Raw genomic sequence first — 13,674 nt, forward strand, 5'->3', positions numbered from 1 at the left:
CCTACCCCACACTTTCGAGGAGCGCCGCAGCACGGGCGGATGCCTCGTCGCTGATGCGGGCGCGCACGCCGTGGAAATTCGGCCCGCGCGTGGCATCGAGGCCCATGCGCGAGGTCGTGCCAATGCCGCTTGCCGAGGGATCGAGCGCATTGCCCGGCAGGCCCTCGATGATGACGACGTCCTTGTGGGGCTGGAAATGGGTGGCGAGCGCCCAGAGCACCTCGCTGTCGCGGGTGATGTCTACATCCGCATCCACGACGACGACAGTCTTCAGATACTGGTCCCAGCCGAGGAGGCCGAGCATCACCTGTCGGGCCTCACCCTCGCGCATCTGGTTCATCGCGATATAGGCGTGGAAATGAGTGCCAGAGGACGGGTAATGCACTGCCGTGATCGAAGGGAAGCGAGCCCTCAGCTTTTCCACCACTTCCGCCTCACGCGGCACACGGCCGAGATTGAGGTGTTCGGCGGAATTGCCGCCCGCAACGCTGATGAGGATGGCATCACGCCGACGCATAATGGTTTCGACGGTGAAGAGATTGTTCGTCGAGCGGTCGGAGGAATAGCCGGTGAATTCGCCGAACGGCCCCTCTTCCACATGGGCTTCCGGATCCAGCACACCCTCCAGCACGATTTCGGCATGGGCGGGAACGCGGATTCCATATTTCGGCGTGCGGACCACCTGCAGGGGTTCGCCCATCAGACCGCCGGCCACATCCCGCTCATCCTCGCCAAAGGCAAGGCGGGCGGAGGCGGCGAGCATGAAGAGCGGATGGCCGCCGATCACCATGGCGACCGGCATGGGCTCGCCCCTCTCCTTCGCCATATTCATCAACCGCCAGAGATGACCGCGTGAATGCAGCGAGGTCGCGAGCGAATTCCTCGAATGGATCATCGCGCGGTGATAGCTGAGATTGCCGGCACCGGTCTTGGGATGCTCGCCGATGATGATACCGCTGGTGATGTATTTCGCGCGGTCCGTGTCGAAGTGCTTGAGCATGGGCAGCGCGTGGAGATCGACGGCATCACCTGAAATGATCTCGTCAGTGACCGGGCCACTTTCCAGAAGCTCCGGCGTGAACGGCCGGTTGGCGCGCGCCTGATAGGCTTCATGCAGGGCGTCGGCGGTCGAGCCCAGAAGACGGGCGATGCGGTCACGCGAGGCGAAGATGTTCGAGAGCACCTCAGCTCCGATGCCGCTGACATTCGTGAGGTGCAGCATCGGATGCTGGCCCTTGTTGGCAAGGGTCCAGATCAGCGCGGTCACGTCCTGATCGTCCGAGACGGGCCGGTCGATGGTGATGACGTCCTGGCCATGTTCTTCCCGGTAGTCGGCCAGGAAACGGCGGACGTCTTGCTTGTGATACTTGGTCATGTCTCGGCCTCGATGCTGCGGATGGGTGGCGGCGCCCAAAGGGCGCCGCTGTCGTCAAATCAGGCGAATTCCAGATGCCGGCCGGTGGCGCGATCGACACCGGCATAACTGTCCTTCAGGCGCGCTTGGGCGTCCCTCAGGTCGCGCGGCGGCGGCGATGGGTCGATGCCGACGAGCTTTGCGATATTGTTGCCGAGATAGCCTTCCAGATCGTCCTCGGAGAGGTTGATGCCGTGCGGCGGGTCCTTGCAAAGCACCTCGAGTTCGCGCAGCCACATGCCCGGATCGTTCGGTGGGCTGTCCGTCCCGAAGACAATCTTGTTCTTCGGCAGTTGCTGGGCAAACTCGACGATGCGCGACTGGAAGCACCAGCCGGATTCGCAATAGACATTGGGCGTGTCCATGGCCATCCAGAACGATTCGAACGAATAGTTGCCGCCCGTCTGAATTCCGAAATGGCCGATGATGAAGTTGACCATCGGGAATTCGCGGATGATCGGGTAGAACATCGTGGGGATCGTATAGGGCCCGTCGCCGGTGTGGATCAGCACGACCACGCCGAGTTCGGCGCACTTCTTCATTGCTGGACGCAGCCAATCCAGCGCGCGGTCGGGACGATAGCCGTGCATGTTGGCGTGCAGCTTCAGCATCTTGAAGCCGTATTCCTTGACATGGAATTCCAGCTCCGCCGCGCCGTTTTCGGGTCCCCAGCGCGGGTTGTAGTTGAAGTTGCCGATGAAGCGGTCCGGGTATTTCTGGCAAAGCTCGGCGCAATAGGCCATGTAGTCGCGAATGCCGTCGCGGCCCTTGCGGTTGCCGTCGCGGTAGCCGGTATTACCCGGCGGCGGCTGGATGAAGCCCATGTCGATCCGGCGCGGCTTGCCGTTGATCATATAGGGGCCGTCCATCAGCTTGAGCATGCGCTCGCCAGTGAAGGGCTCGCCCGTGTGACGCCACGCCTCGTCGACGAGGTTGGTCGGGTGAAGATGGGTATCGATGATCATTGTTCACTCCGTTCAAATTTACGCGGCAAGTGCTACGCCGTGCTGGCGCAGATACGCCTCGGCTTCCTCGACGGTGGCCGGTGGTTTCGTCGCTTCCAGCCCGATCATCCGGGCGACGTTGTTGCCGAGATAATCTTCGAGCGTATCCTCATCGAGGTTGAGGCCCTGCGGCGGCTCGTGGCACAGCACTTCCAGAAGGTTGATCCACATGCCCGGCTCGTTCGGCGGTGTGTCGGAGCCGAAGAGGATCTTGTGCTTGGGCAGGACCTTGGCGAATTCGACGATACGCGACTGAAGGCACCAGCCGGATTCCACGTAGACGCTCGGCGTGTCGAGCGCCATCTGCATCGGCTCGAACACATAGACGCCGCCCGTCTGCACGCCAAAATGCGCCAGGATGAAGTTCACTTCCGGGAACTCACGGATGATCGGGTAGAACTCCGTGGGGATCGAATAGGGACCGTCGCCGGTGTGCACCTTCACCATCAGGCCGAGATCGGCGCATTTCTTCATGGCCGGCCGTAACCAATCGAGCGCGCGGTCCGGGCGGTAGGCGTGCATGTTCGCCTGGAGCTGCACCATCTTGAAATCGAACTCCTTGGCGTAGCGTTCGATCTCTTCGGCACCATTTGCCGTGCCGTAGCGCGGGTTGTAGACGAAGCAGCCGAGGAAACGGTCGGGATGCTCCGTCACCATCTTTTCCGTATAGGCCATGTACTGGCGGATGGCGGCCTTGCCTTCCAGGTCCATGACCTCGTGGGTGTAAATGGTGTTGCCCTGCGGCGGTTGGATGAAGGCCTTGTCGATACGGCGCGGCTTGCCGTTGACGTAATAGGGGCCGTCCATCATCTGCAGCAGCCGCTCACCGGTGAACGGCGCCCCGTCGTGGCGCCAAGCCAGGTCCACCAGGTCGGTGGGGTAGCAGCTTAGGTCAATTATCATTGCGTTCTCCTGTCGTAGAGGGTCCGGTCGATGCGGGGCCGCGCAGTGAACCAGGCCGGCCGAAGCGGGCGTGGATCCGCGATCTCAGGAAATGCCGATGACGGGGAAGGAAAGCTGGTGCGGATGCCGCAGGGCGGCTGCAACCAACGGGTATTCCATTCTTCGTGAGCATCGACATCGCGGCCTCATCTTCCAACAGACGGTGAGCAATTGTCGGTGCTTCTACTCGCTGTCGAGGAAACCACAGGACGGGCTTTATGTCAATAAAAAAATTAATCTAACATATTGTTTTTAAATGATTTTTTCGACAACGGCAGCGACCGCCCGCGCGCTGGAGGGCGCGCGGACGGTTCAGACAGAGGGACTTGCGCAAGCGGTGTTCGCGGCGGGAGAAGTGCCGCTAGGTCGCCAGGCATGCACGCAGGTTTCTGTCTATGCCGTCACGGTCGAGATTGCGGCCGATGAAGACGAATTTCGACTTCCGCTTGTCCTCGCCCCATGCGTGGTCCGGGCGGAAATCGACCAGCTTGTGCACCGCCTGGAGGACGAAGAAGCGATCATCATCGGCGACCGAAACGATGCCCTTGGTGCGGAAGATGTCGTCGCCGTGCGCACCGAGATAGCCCTTCAGAAAGGTCGCAAGCTTTTCGCGGTCGAAGGGGTCCGGATAGACGAAGGAATGGGATTTCACCGTCGCGTCGTGCTGGTGCGGGCGGCGAACGGGCTCGTGCGCATGGCCATGATCATGGTGGTGGTGGTGGTGGTGGTGGTGGTGGTCATGGTCGGGGTGGTCGCAGGCTGGATCGTGGCAGTCCGCGTGGATGTGGTGATGCGCGTCGTGGTCTTCGTCCAGGTCGATGTCGAGGATTTCCGCACGGTCGCGCACATAGGACGGCCGGAAGCCGTTGATGCCGAGGATGTTGGAGAGTTCGACGACGCCGTAGCTCGACCGCAGGATCGGCGCCGTCTGGTTGAGCTTGCGCAGCGAGCCCTCCAGCGAACCAAGCGCCTCTTCGCCGGCAAGGTCGATCTTGTTGACGATGATCCGATCGGCCGCGACAATCTGGTTGACCGCCTGGTTGTCGCTGCCGTCCAGCACCGGATCGTAGAGGTGCTGGTCGATATGTTTAGCATCCACCAGCGTCACCACCGCATCCAGCTCCACCTCGTCGGCGACGGTGCGGTCAACGAAGAAGGCGGTGGCCACAGGCGTCGGATCGGCAAGTCCGGAGGTTTCGACGATGATGTGGTCGAACTTGTCCTTGTGGCTGAGGAGCTTCTTCATCACGTCGATCAGGTCGTTGCGCACGTCGACGAAGCAGCAGATGCAGCCGTTCTGCATCTGGAAAATTTCCTCGTCCGAGGCAAGCACCAGGTCGCTGTCGACGTCCACCTCGCCGAATTCGTTCTCGATCACCGCGATGCGGTGGCCGTGCCGTTCGGTGAGGATGTAGTTGAGCAGCGTCGTCTTTCCCGATCCCAGGAACCCTGTCAGGATCGTGATCGGGAGCTTCTGCTGGTTCGCAGCTTCGATATGGATGTTCATGCGCCCTTCTCCCTCAAGGCTTTCAGAATGTCTTCCGGAGTGATCGGATAGTGGCGGAAGCGAACGCCGATGGCGTCATGGATGGCGTTGGCGATGGCCGGACCGATCGCGATGATCGGGTCCTCGCCGACGCCCTTTGCCCCCCACGGGCCGCCCGGATCAGGGGCCGCCTCGAGGATGATCGTCTCGATCTCCGGCATGTCCATCGACAGCGGCATCTTGTAGTCGACGAGGCCGGCGTTAAGGGACCGGCCGGTCGTCTTGTCGATCACGTAGTCCTCAGTGAGCGTATGGCCGATACCCTGCTGGATGCCGCCCTCGATCTGACCTTGCGCGGCGATGGGGTGGATGACGCGACCGACGTCATGCACCGGCACGACACGTTTGACCTCGACGATGCCAGTATCGGTATCCACGTCCACTTCGGTGAAATGCGCGGCGAAGGAGTAGGATTTGGTCGGCTCATAGGTACCGTTTGCAACGATATTGGCTGCAGGAATGCCGCGCGAGGGACCCATCGCCTCGGCCACTGTCATAACGCTGGTGGGATCCGTGATCAGGAAGACCTTTCCTTCACTGAGATCGACGTCGGCGGGCAAAACCTGCAGCTTCATTGCCGCCCGCTCCAGAACGGCGGCGCGGACCTTGCTGGCGGCCATCTTCGCAGCTGTGCCGACGAGATAGGTCGTGTGACTGGCAAACGCGCCGATATCCCACGGCACCACGTCGGTATCGCCGTGGATGATGCCGACATCCTCGAAGCGCACGCCAAGTTCCTCCGCGACAATCTGTGCCAGCGCGGTATGGGCACCGGTGCCAAGGCCTGCAGCGCCGGTCAGGAGGGTCACGGTCCCGTCCTCGTTGACCTTCACGGTGGCATTGCCCTGTTCCTTGATGCCCGGGTATGCAGACGACCCGTGCATCTCGCAACCGATGCCCCAGCCCTTGCGGATGTGCGGGCGCTTCGGGTCCGGCGTGCGGTCGCGATTGCGCAATGCTTTCCAGTCGACCACGTCGACGCCGTGCTTGATGCACATTTCCAGCCCGTGGCCGATGATCGGGTGGCCGGAGGGCGCAATGTCGCCCGCACGCACCGCGTTTCTCAGCTTCAGCTCGGCCGGGTCCAGGCCCAGACGCTCGGCCGCCTCGTCCATCTGGATGTCGAGCGCATAATAGCTCTGCACAACGCCATAGCCGCGGAAGGCGCCGTTGATCGGCGTGTTGGTGTAGACGCAACGTCCCTCCAGCCGCACATTCTCGCAGCGATAGAGCGAGGTGGCAGCAGTGGTGCCGACGATCGTCACTCCCGGTCCGTGCGAGCCGTAGGCGCCGGAGTCGTAGACGAGCTTCATGTCGCGCGCGACGATGGTGCCGTCGTTACGGAAACCCTGTTTCAGCCAGATCTTGCAGGGATGGCGGGCGCGGCCGGCAACGAAGGTCTCGTGCCGGGTAAATTCCATCTTCACCGGCCTACGCGTTTCCTTGGCGAGCAGCGCGCAGAGGAATTCGTGCTGGAAGAGGTCCTGCTTGGCGCCGAAGCCGCCGCCCATATGGTCGACGATGACGCGCACCTTGGTGAGCGGCAGGCCGAGGACTTCGGCAAGAATGCCGCGCACCATGAACGAGGTCTGCGTCGAGGTCCAGAAGGTGAGCTTGTTCGAACCGTCCCAGTCGGCAATGCAGACATTGGGCTCCATGTAGGCCGGATGTGGTCGCCCGCCGGAAAAGACGCCTTCGAGCACGAAATCCGCCTCGGCAAAACCGGCTTCCACATCGCCGCGGCTGACGCGCACCGGATCGAGCACCAGGTTACCGCCAGGCCCGACCTCGTGGATCAGTGGCGCGCCAGGCTTTGTGGCCTCCTCTGGCTCGAACACCGCCGGCAACGGCTCGTATTCGACTTCGATCAGGTCCAGCGCCTCGTCGGCGATCTCCTCGCTGATCGCGGCCACGGCGGCGACGCCCTCGCCCCAGAAGCGCACACGGTCGTCGAGGATATACTGGTCCTTGGTGCAGGAGGCTGAACGGGGATGTGGCGAGCCGTAATGCAGAACGCGCGGCACGGTCTCATGCGTCAACACCGCCTTGACACCGGGATAGGCGAGCGCCTTGCTGATATCGAGGCTCTTGATGCGGGCATGGGCGATTGCCGCACGCTTGATCTTGCCGTGCAGCATGCCGGGCAGTTTGACGTCGCCGGTATACTGCGCCTCGCCCGTCACTTTTTCGAGCACGTCGTCGCGGCGAACACTCTTGCCGACGATTTTGAAGTCGCGCTTTTCGATTGGGGTCGTCATGTTCATGATCTTGCTGCCTCCATCTCGCGCGCGGCGGATTTGATCGCGTCGAAAATCTTGGTGTAGCCGGTGCAGCGGCAGATATTGCCGCTGAGCCCGAAGCGTATGTCTTCGTCGGTGGGCCGCGGATTGTCGTCGAGCAGCTTCTTGGCCATCATCAGGATGCCCGGTGTGCAGAAGCCGCATTGCGAGGCTCCGTGCCGCATGAAGGCATCCTGCAGGGGATGCAGCGTATCGACGCCCGGCTGAAGCCCCTCGACCGTCTCGATCGCGCGGCCCTCCGCTTCGACGGCAAGCATCAAGCAGGCGTTGACCGGCTCGCCGTCTACGAGCACGGTGCAGGCGCCACAGTCGCCGACGTCGCAACCCTTCTTGGTGCCGGTGAGACCGACGTCGTCGCGAAGCGCGTCCAGGAGCGAGCGGCAGGGATCAACCGCCATGTCGCGCGGCTCGCCGTTGATGGTGAGTTCGACGATCCGTTTCATGCGAAAGCCTCCAATGCCTGTTTGATGGCGCGGCCGGTCAGCACGCCGACCATGTCGCGGCGGTAATCGGCGCTGGCGCGCACATTGCTGATCGGCGTGCACTCCTCCATCGCCTTCGCGGCGGCACTCTTGACTGTTGCAGCGTCGAGCGCCGTGCCGCGCAGCACGCTTTCGGCCTGTCGCGCACGCAGTACCGTTGCACCCACGGCACCAAGCGCGATGCGGATGTCGTTGCACACGCCATCCTCCATGGTCAGGCTGACGGCGACGCCGACCGTGGAGAGCTCCATCGCTTTTCGGCGGCCGTGTTTCAGATAGGCCTTGCCGCTGTTTTCGAGCGCCGGCGGCACGGTAACGCCGGTGACGATCTCGCCCTTGGCGAGCACGCTCTTGCCAGGGCCTGTGAAAAATTCCGAAAGCGGGATCACACGCATGTTCGTGCGGCTGTAGATGTGCACGAAGGCCCCGTCGGCGATCAGCGGCGGAATCGTATCTGCCGAGGGTGAGGCGCGACAGATATTGCCGACAACAGTGGCGCGGTTGCGCACCTGGATGGAGCCCAGCGAAGCGAACGCGGCCTTAAGGTTCGGATAGCGCGCGCCCACCAACGGCAGACGCTCGAGGCGACCGACCGTCACCAGTGCGCCAAAGGTCAGGCCCCGCGTTTCGTCATAGGTGATTTCGGAAAGGCCGGGGATATGCTTGATATCGACAACGTTGCGCACGCGCCGCAGCCTCTCCCTGATCTCAACCAGAAGGTCCGTACCGCCGGCGAACAAAAAGCTGTCGTCGCCGAGCTCGGTGAGTAGACGAGCGGCATGCTCCAGCGTTTCCGCCCGATGGTATTCAAAGCGTCTCATGGGATTTCCCTTCGTTCGGGGTTCCGGCGGGGTTCCGGCGACGCGATGCCGCCGGACATGTGTCGGGTGCTCTTCAAATCGCGTCGGGCGCGGGCGCAGCGTTCTTAAGTTCAGGCTCCTCCGGCTCCTTGGCGGGAATGCCGTTGAAGAGGATGTTGAGAAGTGCCGCGGCAAAGGTGCCGACGAGAACACCGCTATGCAGGAACTTTTCGAGCGCCTGCGGCAGCTGGTCGAAGATCTTGTCGGCGACCACGGGCACCATGGCGAGACCGACGCTGACCGCCACGATATAGAGATTGCGCCGGTTGTTGGTGAAATCCACCTTGCTCAGGATCTTGACGCCGGTGGCCGAAACCATGCCGAACATCACGATAGCCGCACCGCCCACCACATAACTCGGGATGGATGCGCTGATGAAGGCGACCTTGGGCAGCGAGCCGAGCAGGATCAGGATGACGCCGCCCGTCGCCACCACCCAGCGGCTCATGACGCCGGTGATCTGCAACAAGCCGACATTCTGCGCGTAGGTCGTATAGGTGAAGGTGTTGAGGATGCCGCCGATGATGTTGCCGACACCATCTGTCCTCAGGCCGCGCGCCAGATCCGCCTGGGAAATCTTGCGGCCCGTCATGTCGCCGACCGCAAGGATCTGTCCGGTCGATTCGACCATCATCACCGTCATGACCGCACAGAGCGAGAAGATCGACCAGAACTCGAATATTGGCCAGCCGAATGCGAGCGGATGAATGATCCGGACCCAATCGGCATCCCCCACACCGCTGAAGCTGACCTTGCCGGCGGCAATCGCGATGGCGAAACCGACGCCGATGCCGAGCAGCACGGCGAGATTGGACAGGAAGCCCTTGAGATACCGCGTCATGAGCAGGATCGCGACGAGCACGATCGTTGCGACGGCCAGCGCGAAGGGCGCACCGTAGGCCGGGTTGGGGATCATTCCGTCCGGCCCCGTGATCATCGGCTGCCCGCCGGCCGCCCAGTTCACGCCGACGCGCATCAGCGACAGCCCGATGATCAGCATGACCGTTCCGGTGACGATCGGCGGGAAGAACCGCACCCATCGACCGAAATAGGGTGCTGCCAGAAGCGTGAAGACGCCGGATCCAATCACGGCGCCGATGACGCCGGGCATCCCAAGCTCCGGGTTGGTGCCCGTCGCGATGATCGAGGGAACCGCGGTAAAAGCGATGCCCATCATGATCGGCAGGCGAATGCCGACATTGCCGATGCCGACAGCCTGGATGATGGTCACCAGACCGCAACAGAACAGGTCTGCGCTGACCAGCATGGCGATCTGTTCCTTCGGCAGATGCAAGGCGCTGCCGATGATGAGCGGCACGGCAACTGCGCCGGCATACATGACGAGAACGTGTTGCAGGCCCAGAGCAAAAAGGCTCGGGATCGGATACATCTTTTCGACGGGATCCGTCGTTGCAGGATTGGACATTCGCTTTCCTCCCAGCGAACAGCTTCCGGCGCGGTGGGGCTTCGTGGCCTCGTGGTTATGTCACCGCACGCCGTACGAGGAGGATCATGCGGCTGGCCAAATCAGCAAACAATCGGCATAATTATATTTATTCATCTAGTAACTGAATGAATGAGGCGGCATGGACATTACGCTGAAGCAGCTTCGGGCTTTCGTCACGGTGGCCAATCTCGGGCAGTTCACGCTGGCCGCCGACAAGCTTGGCTCATCACAATCGGCCGTCAGCACGTTGGTGCGGCAACTGGAAACCAATCTCAATCTCCGCCTCTTCGACCGACATACCCGTCTCCTGCGCCTCACCCAGGCCGGCATCGACATCCTGCCGGTCGCGTCGCGCGCCGTGGCGGACATCGAGGGCATGGTGGAAAGCTCGCGGGAGCTGAACGCGCTTCGACGCGGCAAGGTCTCGATTGCGGCAGGCACCGTGCAGGCCGCGCTGCTGCTGCCCCCGCTGATCAATGCCTTCAACAAGCTCTACCCCGAAATCACCGTCGCCCTGCATGACGTTGCCGAAAAGGCGGTACTGGACTATGTCGCCAACGGAACTGCCGACCTCGGCGTCGGCACGGTGCCGGAGGAAGACACCGACCTGGTCGGCACCCGGCTGACGACTGACGAATTCCTGGTGGTACTGCATTGCGACGATGCGCTGGTGAAACGCCCGGAGCTTCGCTGGACCGACCTTGCCGAGCGCAAGCTGATCGGCCCGCAACGCTGCAACCCCATTCGCGACCGTCTGGAAAGCGAGTTGGCGCGTAACGGCATCGTGCTGCCGCTCGACAAGACGATGCAGGAGGTGGCGCTGCCGTTGACCATTATCGGCATGGTCGAAGCCGGCCTCGGCGTCGCGATCATGACTTCGGCGGTCGTGCGGCTGGCGACATCGATGGGGCTGATCGTGCGCACGCCGACCGAACCACTCATCCGGCGCGAAGTCAGCCTCATCCAGAAACAGGCCCGCTCGCTCTCGCCTGCCGCCCGACGCTTCCGCGACTTCCTTCTGAAGGCCGTGCACTAAAGCGCGTCGCGATCTTTCAGATTCCCTTTCTGCGCTTTAGGCTCTTGTTTTTGCGCATGTCGTTATCGCAAAACCGCTGCACACTTTTGCGCGACATGCTTCAAGCAAATCCATTGGAGTAAGCAGCAATTCATCATCTGGCGCGGCGCAAGTACCGTGGTTGACCGGACAAAATATTCAGCGCTATCTGGTATCGCTGCTGGACTGCGTATTGCGCGGGCAGGCAGGGCGCAGAGGGCCTTGTGGTCTTGTTCTGCGCGCGGTGTCCGGCGCACCATCGTGCCCCGGCCAGCCGCCGCTCCCAGCCACACCAGATCAGGAGCACCCATGGCCCACTCCCTGAAAGACCGTGCCGACCATTCTGAGGCCTCCGGCCGACCGAACCGCCCCGACCTTTCCACAGACACCATCCGAACCGCCAGGGAAGAGCTCGCCGCCTGTTTCCGCATGGCGGCGCGCAATGGCTTTGAGGAAGGCATCTGCAACCACTTTTCTGCAGTTGTCCCGGGGCACGACGATCTCTTCATCGTCAACCCCTATGGCTACGCCTTCCGCGAGCTGACCGCCTCGAAACTCTTGATCTGCGATCTAAATGGCACCGTCGTCGAGGGTGAAGGCGAGCCGGAGGCTACCGCCTTCTACATCCACGCCGAGATCCACCGGCGCCTGCCGCGCGCCAAGGTCGTCTTCCACACGCACATGCCCTATGCGACGGCTCTGTCGATGACGGACGGTCCGCCGCTGATCTGGGCGGGGCAGACGGCATTGAAGTTTTATGGCCGCACCGCCGTCGACGAAAATTACAACGGCCTTGCGCTCGATCACCGCGAAGGCGCTCGCATTGCCGGAACATTGGGCGATGCGGACATCCTGTTCATGAAACATCACGGCGTGCTGGTGCTCGCACCGACCATCGCCGAGGCCTGGGATGACCTTTACTACCTCGAACGGGCGGCGCAAGTGCAGGTCCTTGCGATGTCCACGGGCCGCACGGTCTGCCCCGTCGATCCGGCAATCGCTGAAGCCGCTTATCGGCAGATACGGGAGGGAGATGCCGCCTCCGCGCGTGCGCATCTCGCCGCCATCCGTCGACAGCTCAACGCGGAAGAACCGCAATATCGACATTGAACATCGGACGTCGCACGTCTTGGCCTGGATAGGTGGGCGTGCGACCCCGACCGCGAAGCGAACGGGCAAGGCGCCCCCGATTGTTACGAATTATTCATTAAAAGATTGAAATAATGAATTTGTTTAAATTAACGGTGCGTGTTTAGTTTCGCCTCACAACAAAAAGGTGGGGACGAATGGCACGGGACAATTCAATTGCGTCGCTCGCAAACCTGGCCGCCGGTCAGTCCTTTGCGCTCACTGGCGGCACCATCATCCATGACGATGGCACGCAATCGATCAGCGACATCATCGTGGGCGCCGACGGGCGGTTCGTTGTCGTCGAACCCTTTCTCAACACGATTTCTTGCAGCGCCTGCGTCGACATCAGCGGCATGCTGGTTTCGCCGGGCTTCGTCGATGCGCACCAGCATCTCGACAAGACGGGCGTGCTGCGGTTCACGCCCAATCCATCAGGAACGCTCCAGGGCGCCCGCGAGGCTTTTGCCAAGTATGCCCGCACCGCCGGTCCCGACGACATTTACAAGCGGGCAACGCGCACGGTTGAGCGATGCCTGTCCCGCGGCACGACGGCCATTCGCAGCCATATCAACGTCGACAAGGATGCCGGTTTCCACGGCATCGAGACGCTGGCGGGCATCCGCGATGGCGCGAAAGACCGCATCACCCTCCAGCTCGTTGCGTTCATGACGCCGCACCCGGGCCAGGACTTCGACTGGCTGGGCCAAAACATCGACGGCGCGGTGGCGCTCGCCGATGCCGTCGGCGGAACGCCGGCCGTTTCCGAGGACCCGCCACGTTATCTCGACATCCTGTTTTCGGCCGCCGTCAAGGCGGGCAAGCCGGTTGATCTGCATCTCGACGAGCACCTCAACGCCAGTGTCCACCTCATTGATGCCGCCCTCGACCGGGTGGAGCGCTTCGGCATGCAAGGACGCACCGTGTTCAGCCATGTCTCGGTCTTGAGCGCCCTGCCTCGCCGGAAATTCGAAAGCATCGTCGAGCGCATCCTTGCCCTCGACGTCGGTGTCGTTACCCTTCCGGCCGCAAACCTCTACCTGCAGGGGCGTGATTACGAGATGCTGCCGCCGCGCGGGCTGACCCGGGTCGCCGAACTGCATCGCGCCGGCATCACAATCGCCACGGCCTCGGACAATATCCAGGATCCGTTCGTGCCGACCGGCTCGGGCGACATGCTCGAAATCGCCCGCTGGACGCTGCTTGCGGGGCACCTGCGCGGCGACGAGCTTGCCGCGGCCCACCGCATGATCACCACGGCGCCAGCCCGTTTGATGGGGCTAGGCAAGGACTATGGGCTGCGCGCAGGCGCCCGGGCCGACTTCGTGGTCACAGATTGCCTCGACACCGACACGCTGATTGCCGGCGGGCCGGATCAGGCCTTTGTCTTCTCAAGGGGACGCCTTGTCTCAGAAACGACGACCGCGCTCATGCGCGTCGAAAACAGCCGATTGAAGGAGGACGCATAACCGATCGGCGACTCCGGGGGGATTGAAA

At 62.4% G+C, this 13,674-nt stretch carries 11 protein-coding genes; 3 read left to right on the forward strand and 8 right to left on the reverse strand.

Going from position 1 to position 13,674, the window contains the following annotated elements; translation table 11 throughout:
* Position 1 precedes the first annotated feature (1 nt).
* The 8 genes from C6558_RS06615 to C6558_RS06650 form a co-directional block, all read right to left on the reverse strand.
* On the reverse strand, positions 2–1,375 hold the full coding sequence (locus tag C6558_RS06615) for a UbiD family decarboxylase (protein WP_057225985.1): 1,374 nt from the start codon (positions 1,373–1,375) through the stop codon (positions 2–4).
* Between the two features lie 59 nt (positions 1,376–1,434).
* Positions 1,435–2,379, reverse strand: coding sequence for an amidohydrolase family protein (locus C6558_RS06620; protein WP_025430361.1), 945 nt, complete (start codon positions 2,377–2,379; stop codon positions 1,435–1,437).
* An 18-nt stretch (positions 2,380–2,397) separates the two neighbouring features.
* Complete coding sequence (locus C6558_RS06625; protein WP_025430362.1) at positions 2,398–3,321, reverse strand: amidohydrolase family protein; 924 nt, start codon at positions 3,319–3,321, stop codon at positions 2,398–2,400.
* A gap of 400 nt (positions 3,322–3,721) precedes the next feature.
* Positions 3,722–4,861 (reverse strand): GTP-binding protein, encoded by a 1,140-nt coding sequence (locus tag C6558_RS06630; RefSeq protein ID WP_371412243.1) that lies wholly within the window; start codon positions 4,859–4,861, stop codon positions 3,722–3,724.
* Between the two features lie 2 nt (positions 4,862–4,863).
* Entirely contained in the window at positions 4,864–7,170 is a 2,307-nt protein-coding gene (locus tag C6558_RS06635) for a xanthine dehydrogenase family protein molybdopterin-binding subunit (RefSeq protein WP_107027023.1), read from the reverse strand.
* Positions 7,167–7,649, reverse strand: a complete 483-nt coding sequence (locus tag C6558_RS06640) for a (2Fe-2S)-binding protein (RefSeq protein WP_025430365.1) — start codon at positions 7,647–7,649, stop codon at positions 7,167–7,169. The genes C6558_RS06635 and C6558_RS06640 overlap by 4 nt, the downstream gene beginning before the upstream one ends.
* The gene (locus C6558_RS06645; RefSeq protein WP_107027024.1) at positions 7,646–8,509 is read right to left on the reverse strand and encodes a xanthine dehydrogenase family protein subunit M; all 864 of its coding nucleotides are present in this window, start codon (positions 8,507–8,509) and stop codon (positions 7,646–7,648) included. The genes C6558_RS06640 and C6558_RS06645 overlap by 4 nt, the downstream gene beginning before the upstream one ends.
* Positions 8,510–8,582: 73 nt before the next feature.
* Positions 8,583–9,974 carry a nucleobase:cation symporter-2 family protein gene (locus C6558_RS06650; protein ID WP_107027025.1) on the reverse strand — a complete coding sequence of 464 codons (1,392 nt, stop codon included), beginning with the start codon at positions 9,972–9,974 and terminating at the stop codon, positions 8,583–8,585.
* A 160-nt stretch (positions 9,975–10,134) separates the two neighbouring features.
* On the opposite strand from C6558_RS06650, the gene C6558_RS06655 reads away from it, so the two are divergent.
* From C6558_RS06655 to C6558_RS06665, 3 genes are all read left to right on the forward strand, one after another.
* The gene (locus tag C6558_RS06655) at positions 10,135–11,031 is read left to right on the forward strand and encodes a LysR substrate-binding domain-containing protein (RefSeq protein ID WP_107027026.1); all 897 of its coding nucleotides are present in this window, start codon (positions 10,135–10,137) and stop codon (positions 11,029–11,031) included.
* A gap of 327 nt (positions 11,032–11,358) precedes the next feature.
* A complete protein-coding gene (locus tag C6558_RS06660) occupies positions 11,359–12,159 on the forward strand; it encodes an aldolase (RefSeq protein WP_025430369.1) in 801 nt (266 codons plus the stop codon).
* A 176-nt stretch (positions 12,160–12,335) separates the two neighbouring features.
* The gene (locus tag C6558_RS06665; protein ID WP_107027027.1) at positions 12,336–13,646 is read left to right on the forward strand and encodes an amidohydrolase family protein; all 1,311 of its coding nucleotides are present in this window, start codon (positions 12,336–12,338) and stop codon (positions 13,644–13,646) included.
* Positions 13,647–13,674: the final 28 nt, after the last annotated feature.

The organism is Ensifer sp. NM-2, from assembly GCF_003024455.1.
GTDB classification, from domain to species: domain Bacteria; phylum Pseudomonadota; class Alphaproteobacteria; order Rhizobiales; family Rhizobiaceae; genus Ensifer; species Ensifer canadensis.

Excerpts from the sequence above, each read along its gene's own strand:
- C6558_RS06650 (WP_107027025.1), bottom strand. The coding sequence starts at position 9,974 with ATGTCCAATCCTGCAACGACGGATCCCGTCGAAAAGATGTATCCGATC.
- C6558_RS06640 (WP_025430365.1), bottom strand. The coding sequence starts at position 7,649 with ATGAAACGGATCGTCGAACTCACCATCAACGGCGAGCCGCGCGACATG.
- C6558_RS06645 (WP_107027024.1), bottom strand. The coding sequence starts at position 8,509 with ATGAGACGCTTTGAATACCATCGGGCGGAAACGCTGGAGCATGCCGCT.
- C6558_RS06660 (WP_025430369.1), top strand. The coding sequence starts at position 11,359 with ATGGCCCACTCCCTGAAAGACCGTGCCGACCATTCTGAGGCCTCCGGC.
- C6558_RS06615 (WP_057225985.1), bottom strand. The coding sequence starts at position 1,375 with ATGACCAAGTATCACAAGCAAGACGTCCGCCGTTTCCTGGCCGACTAC.
- C6558_RS06655 (WP_107027026.1), top strand. The coding sequence starts at position 10,135 with ATGGACATTACGCTGAAGCAGCTTCGGGCTTTCGTCACGGTGGCCAAT.
- C6558_RS06625 (WP_025430362.1), bottom strand. The coding sequence starts at position 3,321 with ATGATAATTGACCTAAGCTGCTACCCCACCGACCTGGTGGACCTGGCT.
- C6558_RS06635 (WP_107027023.1), bottom strand. The coding sequence starts at position 7,170 with ATGAACATGACGACCCCAATCGAAAAGCGCGACTTCAAAATCGTCGGC.
- C6558_RS06665 (WP_107027027.1), top strand. The coding sequence starts at position 12,336 with ATGGCACGGGACAATTCAATTGCGTCGCTCGCAAACCTGGCCGCCGGT.
- C6558_RS06620 (WP_025430361.1), bottom strand. The coding sequence starts at position 2,379 with ATGATCATCGATACCCATCTTCACCCGACCAACCTCGTCGACGAGGCG.